Here is a 16,094-nt window from a genome sequence, read left to right as displayed (position 1 = left end):
GGCTGATTTTATTGTTCTAATTATAGCACAGGATGCATGATGAGACAATAAATTATCTTAAAATCAATTTACTATTGAACTTTAGATGATTTAATTGGCCAATCAACGGCCTAATCACTCATATAATAAAAAAACTTATTAAATTATTGACGTTAAGAGAAGATGGCTTTATAATTAAAGTATAAGGTTAAGTATAACCTTATGCTTAACTATATGTTTTGTTCCATTAAATTAATAGAATATATCTTACTGCGAGCAGGTGGTCATAACCTTTAGTTAATTGCTGTTTCGCAGAGGATGCTCTAAGATTAATTCAGAAAATTATTGCTTTTTTATGCATATCGGCTAGGCATTAATAAGGAGGGAAACTAAGATGAAGGTCAATCGTAAGTTCTTGCGTAGCGCAGAAAGGCTCAGCTTGAGCGCTATTGCGAAAGATTCCGCTGCACAGAAAATTGTCAGCGCTGTTACGGCCATTGGCTTTGTAATGCAGCCTGTAGCTGCATTGGCGAGCACGATTACCAGAACTGATAATGGTCCCGGTGTCAGCTTTAATAATGGTGTTGCTGACGTATTTGCCGGCAAAGTAGTCGGAGACGTAGCAATTAACAAGTTTGCTGTGTTCCAGCTGGACGCTAATAATATTGCCAATATGTATTTTGGTGAGAATAAAGACGGCAAGGTTGGTAATCTGGTCAACTTTGTTGATTCACGTATTGATATCAACGGTACAGTCAATGCGATTCAGAACAAAAAGATTGGCGGTAACCTTTTCTTCTTCAGCTCCGACGGTATGGCAGTGGGCAAAACCGGTGTAATTAATGCTGGTGCGCTTTACGTTGCTACGCCGACTAAGACTGCTTTTGATGATTATAAGAAACTTGATACCGAGGATAAGTTTAATACCATAATCAAGGATGAAGGCTTTGCCAAGATTCCCATCAATGCCAGCGGCACCATCAGCGTATTAGGCAAGGTTAATGCTGTTAACGCGGTTAATTTGCGTGCTGCCAAGATTGGCGTGGGCAAAAATGTAAGTGAAAATACTATAGGTGATGTAGCTGCAGGCGCAACGGCAACGGGTGCGTCTATTCGTACTGGAGTTGTTAATTTTAAGGATATTGTTAATACTAATAAAGTTAAATCCGGTCTGTCTGGTACTGCACTTACTGCGAAAAAAACGGGCAGCGGTGATATCGTCCTCGCAGCCTCTAACAATTATAATGATAACTACAAAATGCTTGATGACTTAAGCGAAATTTCCGGCGCTAAGGTGGAAGCCGAGCTTACCGTTGCAAATGGCGCTGAGGTGAAGGCTGCAGGCAATGCCAAGCTGAGCGCGAAGGCATTGAATAATGTTGTAGTTGAAGAATCCGACCAATATAAAGAAAATTATAGTCCCTCCACTACTACCAATTCCCATCTTTATGGGCAGATTGTTACTACTAATGCCACAGTCAATGTTGATGGCAAGGTTGAAGCAAAGCAGGTTGATATTACTGCCGATGCAGTGAACCGTTATGTGAGCGCGGAAAGCAGTGTGCTGAACGCCAGCAACATTACTTCTAATATCGTGGGCGCACTCACAGCAAATCTTGATGCTTCCTATGCAGTTTTGAACAGCAAGGCTGAGGTCAATGTAGGTCAGGACGCTGTTATCAACGCCACCGGCAGTGATACTGTTGGCAGCGAGGGCAAGGTTGTAAAGCCAGCGCTGAATATCCAGGCGAACAGCAGCGTGGAAGCTGGCGCAGGTGCCAGCACTGCTTTACTGAAGGTTATGAACGTGGCAGGCACCAATATCATCCCGGCGGCTGCCGTAACCTACAGCAAAACAAATAATGAGGCAGCAGTAAATATAGACGGCACCCTTAAATCTAAGGGCGGCGCGTCTGTTACTGCCTTGGCCGACAGCAAGGTGAACAGCGAAGCCAAGGCCACCACTATGGATGTTTCTGAAAATCCCAATTTGGGTGATGTAGCTTTGAATATCACTACGGGTGACAACAAGAGCAGTGTTACCATTGGTAAGACTGCGCAGATGACTGAGCTGCAAAAGGACGTTAATATTGAAGCGAAATCTGTGAACAGTGTGATTACCAAGGCAGAGGTAAGCACGGGTGAAAAGGCCGTAGTCGCTACCGCTATCAACGTAACCGATTATGACAGCAAGGCAGATGTCAACATTAATGGCAACGTAAGCAGTAAAGAGGGAAGCCTGTCTGTTAATGCAGAGAATGTTTTGACGGATAATACTGTCATTGCCAACAACGCTATGGGCTCTTCGGCATTTATGAAGAAGCTTGTTACCAATATTAAGGGCTCTCAGACTCTTGACACACTTATCGGCGAAGGCGGAGCTAAGGATAAAGCTTTGGGCGGTATTAAAAACTGGTTGGCTAACGCCAAGTACACGCCGCAAAAGCTGAAGGATAAGCTTAACGCACCATCTACTCCTTCTACGCCGACGGAGCCTAAGCCCTGGGATAAGCTGGCAGATTTCATGAGCACCGGCGTCAGCGTGGGCGTTGCAGTGGAAAGCAATACTGCTGATGTTAAAATTGGGCAAGGTGTTGCGCTCACTGCCAAAAATGATCTTGATATTACTGCCAAAAGCGTTATTCAGGATACCCAGATACAAATTACCGGCAAGAGCAATAACTATGACAAGGATACTAGTAATAAAGCACTTGTTAATGCGTCCGTGCTTTACAGCAAGCTGGATAATACTGCAACCGTGACAGTTGCCGGCGGCGAGGAAGCACATGCTACTAACGTTACGCTTACCGGTGGCAAGGTAAATATTGCGGCCAACAGCAGCTTTGAATATAATCGTATCAATCGCATGGTGCAGGAGGTTAAGGATGCCTGCGCCAAGGTTAAGGCTGCCTACACAGGCACTAACCATGATGATATTAATGCTAAGGCAGATGCTCTTGAAAAAGCGGCAGAAGCATTCTTCACATACGCTAAGGATAACTGCTTCTCTTCCAACGGAGATGAACAGGTAGATTTTATGGATCTGTTCAGTGGGCAAAAGTATAAAGATTTCACTAATGCCTGCAGTGCTTTGACCAGTGCACTGGGCAATGAAGCAACGGATATTGCTGTAGGTCCGCTTAACGTAGTGAGTGCGGCTGCAGCCTTTGCTAATCCCAACAGCTATCTCAACTTTTCGGCTGGCAGTGCTAACGGTGGTAAAAATGGCCCGGGCGAAAACGAGAAGCCTGCTACAATTGCGCTGGCAGGCAGTGCAGTAGCAACGGATATTAGCAATAATGCACGCGTATTAATCGGCAAGAACGCTAACATTACTGCAACGGACAAGCTGGCAATGAAGGCTGCATCGAAGCAGTTTGATGTATCGCTGGCAGGTAAGCTCGGCCTTAATGGCGGTGGTAAAAACGCAGCTGGCGGAACCTTTGCCGTTGGCCTGGCTGATGCCAACAGCCTTGTTGCGGTAGCACAGGGAGCTAAGCTGACTGCAGGTTCTATAGATATAGGCACAGAAAATAAAATTGACCATATTCAGCTGTCGCTTGCTGCAGGTAAAGGCGCAACCAGCGGCGTCAGCGGCATGGTGGGATACCTTGAGGGTGCAAGCAATAGCCTTGTTTCCGTAGATGACGAAGCTGTTATCAACGCAGGCACTGGCGCAGTCAACCTCAATGCTAAGAATGATACTAATGTTTATAGCGCAGCCGGTGCTGTGGCTATGGGCGAAACTGCAGGCATCGGTGTGGCAGCAACGATTACCAATTTTGACCGCTATACCTATGCGGCAATTGGTGATAATGGCTATACTGCTCCTCCGCAGGCTACAACTGAGCAGGGCGAAAGCGGCAGCGATAGCGGTGATAAACTGGGCGAGGACGCAAATGCGGACCGCAGCAAGGAAGCCGAAAAGCTGGCGAATACTGCTGCCGAAAAACGTGCAACTCTGCAGCAGCTGGTGCAGAATGCTTCCGGTCTGCGTCAGGGCACAGATGATGGCAAGAATTATACCGAGCAGGCAGATTTCTTCGGCTCCAAGACGGCCGCTGATACTAAAGGCTCTATCAATGCAGGCTCGTTTAAGGTTAATGCTGAAACCGGCGGCAGAATTATCAACGTAGCTGTTGCCGGTGGCGTGTCTACTGCTGATGACAGTGGTGAAGTTGGTATTTTTGACAAGCTGGGTAATTTCGTAAGCAACAAGACTAATGCTCTTACAAATAAGCTCCATGCACTTGATCATAAGGTAGCAGGCAAAATTAACGGCCTGATGGACCGTCAGACCGAAGCGCAGAAGGTACTGCCTACTGACCAGACACCTAAAGCTACTCCGTCCGGGCAGCAGTCCTCCGTAACTATTGCCGGTGCAGGCAGCGCAGCAATTAATCTGCTGGATGGCGATACCGGTGCGCTTGTGGACAATGTTAAAATCAACATTGCCAAGGATGCTACTAACGGTAAAACTATCACTGTAACTGCCAAGGACACTGCTATGATGGTGGCTGCCGGTGGTGCTGCAGGCATCTCCTGGAAGAAGCTGACTAAGGACAATAATGCGAACAGCCATAATGCAGCCTTTGGCGGTACTGTTGCTGTAAATGATATTGATTCGCAGACCTTGGCGGTAATCAGCAACAGCGAAATTGAAAACGCTGCTGCGATTATCAACAATGCGCAAAAATCCGGCTCGCTGGCAGCTGCAGGCCTGGGCCTGGCGCTGGCGAAGAATTCCGGCGGCAATGGCGGCACTAATATTGCTGCTACTGTCAATGCGTCGGTAAATATTGCAGATAATACTGCTTATGCACTGCTGCAGAATAATAAGGTGAACACCGATACTGTCAGCGGTGAAGACAAGCGTGCAACCTCTATTACCAATACAGCTTTTGATAACGATATCCAGATAACCGGCGGCGTGAACACCAGCCTTTCTATTGGTGGTGATAACGCTTTTGTCGGCGGTGCGACTGTGGCCTACGGTTCGCTGAAGAATGACGTACAGGCGGCCATTTTAGGTGGCACCTACGACAAGATTACTACTGCTGATGTCAAAGCGACTACCAATATGACGCAGGTTGGCGTAGCTGCCAACGTGAGTGTAGCAGGCGGCGCTAAGACCTCCTATGCTTTCTCCGGAAATTCCGCCTACAATAAATTGGATAACTATGCCAATGCAACGGTTGAGGGCGTAACACTGACCGGCGAAAGCCTGAATGTTGCAGCCTATGATACAGCGGAATCTGCTAATACGCAGGCTGAGTATCTCAAAAAACGCGGCCTCGATGCTGATGGCTCTGCCTACCTGGCGCAGGTTAAGGAAGCAGCAGATGAAAGCGGCGACAGCGATAAGCCTACCAATGTTGATATTACCCGCGGCGGCAATGTGATTGTTACAGGCGCGGTAAGCGTAGGCGTTACCACCGGTAACGACGGCGGCAGCGCAGCTGCATCTGTAACTGTCAGCGATATTGACAATGATTATAATGCTAAGATTAAGGACAGCAATATTACGACTACCGGCAAAGGCAGCGGTGATGATTTGGTCGGCACGAACGTTAATGCGGCAAGCCATACTGTACTGGCAGGCTTTGCGGCCGGTGTTGCCGGAACTGCAGGCAGCTTCGGCGTAGGCGGCAGTGCTAACTGGCAGTCGCTGAACAACGATATTACGGCAGCTGTTGAAAACAGCACACTTGTTACGCCTAAAACTGATGTAAAGGCCGAAAGCGGTGCTTTGGCAGTGAATGTTGCAGGACAGATTGGTGTTACTGCCGGTTCCAAATCTAAGGTGGGCGCAGGTTTGGCAGTTGCCTACAATTCCCTGAACAATACCACAGGTGCGTATGTCAAGGGCAGCGAAATCAGCGGCGCGAATGATGATGCTAGCAGTATTCTTACTGTAGATGCAGCCAACAAGGGTAACGTGTACAGCGTCGGCGCAGCAGTTACCGCAGGTACGGCCAATGCTTTGAATGGCGTGGTTGTTGTTAACCGCGGTCGTAATGATGTAGAAGCTGTTATTGACAAATATGACGGCGAAAATGCGAAAACTGATGGTGGACGTACGAAGCTCAATAATATGAGTAAGGTGGCAGTGAAGTCCTCGGATGACAGCAACCAGCTGGCAGTAGTGGGTGCGGTAAGCGTCAGCGCAGGCAGCAATGCTAAATTTGCGGCTGGCGGCAGCGTAGCTTATAACGAAATCGGCAATATCACCGGCAGCGCTGGCGAGAAAAAGCAAACCAACAAGGCTGCTATCAATAATGCTGATATTACCACTACTGAAGATGGCAAGATTAGCGTCAATGCCGTAGATGAATCTACGCTGACGACTATTTCCGTAGGTACCTCCATTACTACCGGTAATGTGGCCTTCAGTGGCGCAGGCTCTGCTGCTATGATCAAGAAGGATACCGATACAGAGCTTGTTAATACCAATATCAATAAGGATAAGAATAATGCAGCGACTGTGCAGGCTACTGCTGACAGCAAGGGTAAGATTACTACCGTTGCCGTTGTTGCTGCTGGTGCTAAAGACGCTGCGATTGGTGCAGGTATTGCGGTTAACCAGCTCGATGCTGATACCAATACTAATGTTACCAATGGTGAATACAAGGTTAAGGGCTTCACAGCTGAAGCTAAATCTGACAGCAGCATTCTTTCTGTCGGCGTAGCTGGCGGTGTTGCCAAAACTGCAGGTATTGCCGGTAATATCGGCGTAAACCTGTTGGCGAACGATACCAAGGCTGCGATTGACGGTGCCAAGATTAATGCAGACGGCACACTGGCCGTAATTGCCAAGAGCAAGGATACCCTGCAGAATTTTGCAGGTGCCTTTGGTGTGGCTGCAGGCGGTCAGGCCGGCGTTGGCATGGGCGTAGCCTACAATGAAATCAGCGGTACTACTGAAAGCATAGTTAATAATGCAGAGCTGACGGCAGCAGGCAATGATGCAGGTGTGGCTGTTAACGAACGCAATAAGGATAATGATAATGTAGTCAGCGATAAAACTCGCAAAGGCGTTATTATTGCGGCTGATGCGGAGCACAAGCTGACGAATGTAGCAATCAGCGGCGGTGTGGCAGTAAGTGCGGACGTTGGCGTGGGCGTAGCAGGTACGGTTACTGTTAACCGTATTTTGGGCGCAACCAATGCCAAGGTAACGGATAGCAGCATTAATGCAGCATTGACCGACCGCAGCAAGGCAGACGTTTATGTAGCAGCAAACGATGCTACCAAGAGCGAAAGCCATGTAGGTTCGCTGGGTGTAGGCGGTGGCGCTGATGGTGGTGCAGGCTTCGGTCTGGCATCTGATACCGGCGTTGTCAGCAGAAATGTAACGGCAATGATTGACGGTGGCAGTGCGAAGAAGCTTGTCAACGGCAATAGCATTGACGTCGCTGCCTTGAATAAGGCGAAAATGTCGACAAACTCCTACGGTATTGCCGCAGCCGGCGGCGCTTATGGCGCCGGAGCCGGCGCAGGCACCGTTTCGGTTGCTAAGCTGGACGCAGAAACTACTGCTGCAGTTAAGAATATCCAGGGTACGAATAATGGTTTGGCAATTACTGCTGACCACGTTAACGATATTACGTTGCGCAGCGCTGCTGCCGCAGCTTCCGGCGCGCTCGTGAGCGCTGCCGGTGGCGCAGGCATTGGCGTAGTAGACGATGACAGCAAGACTGTTGCTGAGCTGAGCGGCAGCAATGTAAAGGCTGAAACAGGTGATATTACTGTCAACGCTGCCAACAAGACTGACGTGACAACGGCAGTCTTTGGCGTAGCTGCCAGCATGGTTGCAGGTGGCCTGAACGTTGCTGTAAATAATCTGGACAATACTGTTTCCACGCTGGTGAAGGATAACAGCAACCTGCAAGCACAACAAGGCACCTTCGCAGCGAAGGCAGATAACAGAGTGAAGACAAGCTTTGTTAACGGTGCAGATGCTGTTGGCGCTGCAGGCGTTGCCGTTGGCGTAGGCGTGAACACGATTGACACAGGCGTTATCACCGAAATCAGCGGCAGCAAGATTACTGCCGGTGCTATCGACGTAGCAGCAACTGAAAAGCTGGACGTTAAGCAGGTGGTGGAAAACGCTGCTCTCGGCGGACATGGCTACAGTGCGAACGTCAGCGTAACCACGATTGGCGCAGCAGCTGCAGACCAGTATGGCGACAGCGAAACTACGGATAGTGATAAAAAGGCAACCTTTAATACGAAAGATATTCTCGATAAAGCGAATGCTGCAATTGCAGGACAGGGAACTGTTGGCACTGTTACTGATAAAGACGGCAAGAGCAGTTCTAACGCTGCAGGTATGACCTTTGATAAATATACCGACAGCAACGGCCAGAAGCTGAGTGCAGGCCCCGGTACTACTGCCAGCAAGGGTAGCAGCAAGGCTGCTGGCGTGCAGGCGAAGGTAAGCAATTCTACGCTGCAGGCAACAGGCGATACGAAGGTTAATGCTAAGCGTACTGTTGACGCCAAGCTGATATCGGCGCAGGTGGCAGCAGGTATTGCAGGCAATGGCATTGCCGCTTCTGTTGCAGTGCTGGATGTAGAACGCAAGACCGGCGTAACCATCAACAATAACAGCAAGCTTAGCGGCAAGAATGTAACGCTTGGCAGTGCGCAGGACGGCACATCCAAGATTGATGCTTATCAGGTAGCAGCAGGCGCTGCTTTCGCAGGCAGTGCTGCCTACGCGCAGAACAGTCTGCATGGCGCTAATGCTATTACTATTAACAGCAGTACGGTTCAGGCTACAGGCGATGCCAGCTCCAGAGGTACGCTGACAGTTAAGGCAGAGGATACCAGCAGTGCAGCAGTACGTACCATCGGCGCAACTGCGGGCGCTGTGGCTGGCGGTGTGCTGGTAACTAATGCTACAAATAATAGCGATAATACTGTAACTATTGGCGGCAGCAAGTTGATTGCCGGCAAAGAGTACAGTTACGGTAATGGATATTATAATATCGGCAAGGTTGACGTTGCTTCTGTCAAAGCCAACAGCATCACCGCCGAAACCTATGGTGGCATGGTTGGCATTGCTGCGGCGCAGGGCATTGTTGCACTCGCTGCGGATGCAGGCAGCAGCAAGGTTAATATAACCGGTGCTTCCGGCTTCTTGGGTAACAGCGTAAGCCTGAATGCAACAAATAAGCCTGCAGTACGCGCAGAGGCACAGGCTTATACCGGCGGTCTGCTGGCGGTAGCAGGCGTGGCAGTATCCAAGGCTAAGGCCAGCGGTACGGTAGAAGCAAAAATTGCGGACGGCAGTAGCTTTGCAGCCGATAACGTAGAGATTACGGCAAACGTAACAACTCAGACTGCCAAGGACAAGAACGATAACGAATATGTTGTAGATAATGTAAGCGCCAAGACAATCGGCGCTACTGCCTCCGGACAATACGCTGCAGGCTTCAACACTGCTTATGCAGAAAATGATATGACAGTTAACGTTGATGTGGGCAAAGAGCAGTATAATGTCAACGCTTTGAAGCTCAAGGCTGATAATGCTTCGGTTATTTCGGCAGATACCCTGGGTGTAACAGTGGGCGGTTATATTGCCAGCGGCAGCAACTGGTCTGATACCAAGACGAACCTGACGACCAGCGTAAAGGCAGCGGGCGTTAAAGAGAATGTATACAACAGCCTGGGCTCTGTAAACATCAGCAGCTCCGGCTACAGTGCAGTAAACAATGATGCCAATGGCTATGGCGGCGGTATTGTAGGCTTCAACCCTGTTGCTGCAAGGTCGCAGAATGAGATTATTACCAATACTACTGCTGATGTGAGCGGCAAATGGCAGGGTGTAGGCTCCCTAAAGGTTGCTGCTAACAATGCGGATAAGCTGGATATTCTGGCGGACTCCCTGACGGCGGCTGTTGTCGGTGCCAGCGGCACAGAAATTAAAAACAAGGTTGCGCATAACGCTAATATCAACGTAACAGGCGATATTACAACCAGTGGCAAGCAGTCCTACATTGCCAACAACACGCTGAACCATGACGTTGACCTGAAGGGCAGCGGTTATGGCGGCGGCAGTGTCAACGTTAATGATATGGACAATGATCTGACATACACTGCTGGCGTAAACATCAACAATGCAACATTGAACGGTACCGGCAGCGCAGGCTCTATTGAGGCGCTTGCTTATACCGACGGCAAGATGAATTACAGTAATACGCTTAAATCTGCCGGCGTTGTTCCTGTTACTATCGCAGCAAGCAAGAATGTTATCACCTATAACAACAGCATCAATGTTACTGGCAGTAATCTGTCGACGGCGAAGGCTGATCAGGATATCACCCTTGCGGCAACCGATGAAACCACTGCAACCTTCGATACTACTGCTGATACCCAGGGCGGTGCTGTGGGTGCAGCTTCTGCCAAAACAGATAACACTCTGAACCGCAGCAACAAGATTACCGTTACTAATGGTAAGATACTCAGTACCAATGATGTAAATATTTACGCAGGTGCAAACCTGGACGGCATCACCTCTTCGCTGACCTACAACGTGCTGGCGGATGCATATAACAAGACGGCAGTTCCTCTGGCTACTGCTCCGAAAGCCAAGAACACGATGACGCAGGAAAATCAGGTAAGCATCAACGGCGATATCGACAGTGTACGTCACGTCAACTTCAAGGCTGGCAAGGGTATGACCACCGTATCGACCTCCGCCCGCGAATACAACTTCTATAAGGGCACGAGCGGTAGCGGTTCTGTTACCTCCACCGCCTTGGGCGAGGTAACTCCGGGCGAAACAGTTGCCAATTATGTGGATATTGCCAGCGGTAAAAGGGTACGCGCAGGCATCCATAATAATCTGGAGCTTACTATAAGTGGCAGCACTAACGTTATACAGCCGCAATATAAGGATGGTAAGGTTGTTAAAGACGGCAGCATAGACTTCAGCGGCATCAAGGTTGAAACTGGTGCAGGTCAGGATTGGTTCAATACCAAGCAGAATGTTGTTGCAGATGTGGTTGATCTGAAAAATGGTCTTTATGCCCGTTTGCAGGAAATTAATGATCTCTTAGGACAATATGCTTCTGATTCTGGCGAATATAATATTTTGAACAGTGAAAGAGAGCGCATCCTCACCCAGATGGAGGAGAATGGCTTTGTCAAGACCAGAGTAGAAGGTGGCAAAACCTACAAGAGTATTTTCGATAAGATTTCTTTGCCGGCAGTTGATGTTAAGGATATCGTTGTTTCTGGTGGCAACATCAACATCGAAGCCGATAAGCTGCAGGGCAGCGGCAACCTGACGGCGCAGGGTGCCAATAACCTGACGATTAATAACAGCAGTGACCTGTACCTGAAGATTAACAACCTGGCTATTAAGGATAAGGGTGGCGTAATCCGCTACAACGATGCCGAGGTAAAGAGTGTTGCTGGCTTCAATGGTACAATGAATACTGCTGCAGGCACTAACGCTGATCCGAAGATTACTGTCAAGAGCACTGGCACATCTACCAACGGACTGACTAAGCCTGATATCGGTATCTTTGGTACTGTGCAGAACAGCGCCGGTGACGTTTTAATCCAAAACAGCAATTACAATATCAACGTAGACGGCAATGCCAATATCAGCGCGCGTAACATCGAGCTGAAGGCTGACAAGGGCTCGGTAACGCAGAACAGCAAGGGCCTGTTGCTTATCGGCGGCGACCCGGTAACCAAGTACCAGTTCAGCAATGCTATTGCCAAAAAGATTCAAAGCTATGTTTCCCAACAGGCTATTGCTGGCAAGACTACGATTGATTGGCTGAGCAATATCAGCAGCTACGATGATTATAAGAAAGCTTTGATTGAGCATAAGACCGAGCTTGGGCTTAGTGATGATGAGGTTAAGCAGATCGAGAATTACCGCGTTAACAAATCCAGCGGTATTGTTGCAGGCAACAACGTTTATGTCAGCGGCCTGAATGTTAACCTGGATGGCCTGGTACAGAGCGGATACAAGGAATTCAAGGTTACGCTTGATAAAAAATCTAATAAAAAAATCAGTAACCTGGATAAGGCCTACGCTCTTAATAAGACTGCGCTTACAGATCAGTATGTTATGTCCAACGAGAAGTATTGCGTAAGCACAAAGGCCGGCGCAGTTTATAACTCAAAAACTGGCGCTTATGACTATACTGTTAAGGTTTACTATAACCCCGCAACTAAGGAGCTGCTGACGGAAGCAATTGAGCCTAACGGCGGTAAGATTTATATTACCGGCGCACTGTCGAGCACTGGCAGCGGCAAGCTGCTGGCAATGGACGGTACTGCCAATATTGCGATTGATACTACGAATGCAGACCGCAATTTGCGGGTGAACAAAATCACTAATAAGGATATCACCGGTTTCATCAGCATTAAGGATACGCAGAAGAATACCTTGACTGAGTACACTACTGATGGGCAGAAGATGTCCGTTAAAACAACCAAGCTTAATAATAAAGGTAACGTGATTTCTAGCAGCACAACGCAGGTTAATGGTGCTACTACTACTTATGCACCGGCTAAAGGCATGACAATCAACTGGACTGGCGGTACCTCCGGCGACAAGAAGATTGTCAAGTGGCAGTATAAGAAGGACTTCGTTTTCTGGGGTCTGATTAAATACGGCACTACCAAGGACTTTGTCGAGAATGAAGAGGTTAAGAATGGTAAGACGGAGGTTTCTTCCACCAGTATCACTGGCGCCGATCCGCTTGGTCAAGGTACTGTTATCAAGGTGAACAATAATGCCAAGGAATATGGTGTAACGACTAAGGAATATAATGATCCTAATGCAACAACTTACACTCCTGTTGTCGAAAACAAGAAATATTCCGGTTTATCAGGCAAAATCTTCGGCTATGGCAATTGCACCTACACCTGGACTGAAACCCAGATGCATTCCACCAGCAGTACCTATACAATTAAGGGCGATAAGCCGATTAACGTTGGCTTCATGACCGGCGGCAGCGGTGACATCAGCGTTTCCAGCGCCAAGGATATGTATCTTGCAGGCAACATCAGCAATGCAACTAAGGCTGACGGCAGCGCAATCGGCAAGGTTACCTTAAACAGCATTGGTGGCGCTATTAGCTCTGTTGGCAGTGCACGCGTTGACGCGGATGACCTGACTGCTAAAGCAGCCAAAGGTATCAGCATCAATCACAGTGCGTTGGGCAACATGGCGAAGCTGAATATTGAAGCAACGACTGGTGACGTAAGCATTAATTCCGACCGCGGCAAGCTGCAATTTGTCGGCGGCAATAAGGGAGCTTTAAACGGCAACCTGGTAATCAACGCAGCAGGTGACATTACTACAGCAGATGGCACTGTTTTGAACGGCAACCGCATTGATTTCACCACTCTTGGTGCAATCAACGCAGCGATTGCTCCCGGTCAGACGCTGACCAGCAGTGATACCATGTCTGCAAGCGTAAATGCCAATGCTTATGGCGATATTATACTGACCAACAGCAATGGTGATATGCGTATCGGTCATATTGCCAGCAAGAATGGTGATGTAAGCCTCACAACCAGCGGCAGCTTTATCGACGTAGTAGGCGACAGCACCTTGTCCGACAGCGAAAGCAAGCTGCAAAAGTGGCAGGAGCTGGGACTGATTAACAGTAATGACAAGGCAGAAGAAAGCGCAACATCTGCAGCGGCAGCCAAGAGTGAGCGTGTGCAGGCACTGGAAAACAGGGCAAAGCAGCTGGCTATGGCAGATAAGAAATATACTGAAGACGCGCAGAATGCAGCTTTGGCAGAATACAAGGCATTGGCAGAAGCTTACAAAACTAATGGCGAAGCAGCCTTCGAAGACAAAAACTATAGCCAGGACGTTAAGGACTGGGCTAAGATGTACGCTGAGGTTGATAACAGCACTGCCTATGGTTGGAGTAAAAATGAGCTGCTATACGCTATTCAGGACAGCGTGCTGAATGCAAAACCCGGCCAGGTACTGACGGTAGATAATGCCAACGTTCAGGGCAAGAACATCAGCCTGAGCGCAGGCAAGAACATCGGTATCGACGGCGAAGCAACCAACATTGCCTACAAGGATATGGGCAATTTGGATAATCTTAAGCTTTTGGCACAGGCTAAGGCCGGTGACCTTACCTGGAATGATGCTGACAGCAGAATTGAGGTTCGTCAGCAGCGTCAGATTACTGTAAAGCTGGCAGATGGCGGCAAGCTGAATCTGCAGGCCAACACCAGTAAAACTGAAAATACTGGTAATGTTTATCTGGCAGGCGTTAAGGATACGATGCTGGATATTTCCGGTACGATTAACACGACGCAGGATGTTAAGCTGCTCAGCGATAAGGGCGTTCGCATGAACAACGGCAGCATTGTTGCCAATAACCTTATTATCCAGGGCGGCAAGGGCAATGTAGGCAGCAAGGATGCCTTCATCAAGACTAATATCAGCGGTAATTTGGAAGCTAATACCGATACCGGTTACGGTGTATATCTGCATCAGACGGCTGTAGGCAACAAGCCGGCGCAGGTGCTGACAATTCAGAATGCAGCAACAGGTACGCTGGTGCTCAAGGCAGATAATGGTATGCAGATGACTACGGAAGCAGGCAAGAATACCGGTTATCTGAACGCCAACAGCATTAACCTGCAGGCAGCCAACGGCAATATCGGCAAAGCTGATGACGGTATCCGTATTCTGGAAAATAGCGCTGTGATTAACGCTAAAGCAGATAATGGTTCTGTTTACCTGCAGGGCGCAGGCACGAAGGATGCAGGCCTGGTAGTTGACAGCATTACTGCTAAAGGAAATGCTAAGCTCAATCTGAAGGGCAATGTTAACTTCGATAACGGTGAAACTAGCGGCAGCATCAATGCAGGTGGCGATGTAAATGTTAATGGTAAAAACGTTAACCTGAACGCAGGTACTGTTACCGCAGGCGGCGCAAGCAATATCACTGCAGGTAAAGATGTAAACGTAACAACCGGTAGCATTACATCTAGCGGCGCAGGCAACATCACTGCAGGCGGAGACGTTAACCTGAACGCGGGTACTGTTAAAGCAGGTGGCGCAAGCAATATTAACGCAGGTAAAGATGTGAACGTAACAACCGGTAGCATTACTGCTGATGGTGCAGGCAACATTACTGCAGGCAATGACGTTAACCTGAACGCAGGTACTGTTACTGCAAGCGGTGCAAGCAATATCAACGCAGGTAAAGATGTGAACGTAACAACTGGTAGCATTACTGCTGGCGGCGCAGGCAACATTACTGCAGACAACAACGTAAACCTTAACAGCAGCACGCTGGTATTTGGCGCTGATAGCGTAATTACTTCTACTAATGCCAATATTTCTCTTGGTAGCAGTGGCATTACGGTTAATGGTGCAAATAACAACCTGAAATTGGATGCTGCTGGTACCGTGATGCAGGATGCAGCAGCTACGGGTATTACTGTAGATAATCTTATTGTTGAATCTGGCAAGATGCAGCAACTGCTCAGCCAGCAGAACAATGTGAAGAATCTGAGCATTAAAGGTAAGGATGCAGGCAGTATACTGGTAGTAGATGGCGTAACCAGGTTTAACGGTACGATGGATAATCTGTTGGTTACTGTTGCTGATTCTAATATCAAGGGTGATGTGCTGATAGAGAACTACCAGGCAAATACCGGCAAGATAACCATTAACTCAGCCATCAATACTTCTAAGTACAATGATGCGCATAACGGTAATATTACTGTTAAGGCAGATGGTGATATTACTACGGCTAGTGGCGCTGATTTGAATGCATCTGATAATATAAGCATTAATTCTAAGAAGGGTTCTGTTGTAACCATCGGTAATGTAACTGCCAAGAATGCAGTAGATATCAATGCAGCGCAAGATATTACGGCAGACGGAAATCTCACCTCTAACAATGGTGACATTACTCTGGATGCAGGCGGACGCATTACAACGAATAGCATAGTGAATGCGCTTAACAACGTAATTGCAAACGCTAACGGGAATATTGCAACCAACGGCGACGTTACTGCAGAAACTGGCAAGGCAGCTCTTAATTCTAAGAGTGGCAGCGTAACAATGCAGAACGTAACTGCCAACAACGAGGTAGATA

1 protein-coding gene is annotated in these 16,094 nt (G+C 48.3%); it reads left to right on the top strand.

Going from position 1 to position 16,094, the window contains the following annotated elements; translation table 11 throughout:
* Positions 1 to 373: 373 nt before the first annotated feature.
* Positions 374 to 16,094, top strand: a 15,721-nt coding sequence (locus Q7Q81_RS07260) for a hypothetical protein (RefSeq protein ID WP_304274887.1), incomplete at its 3' end; no start/stop codon positions are given.

This window comes from Phascolarctobacterium succinatutens (assembly GCF_958453765.1).
Lineage (GTDB): Bacteria > Bacillota > Negativicutes > Acidaminococcales > Acidaminococcaceae > Phascolarctobacterium_A > Phascolarctobacterium_A succinatutens_B.
Note: the sequence above shows the minus strand (reverse complement) of the source record. Positions and strands in the feature narration are given on the sequence as shown.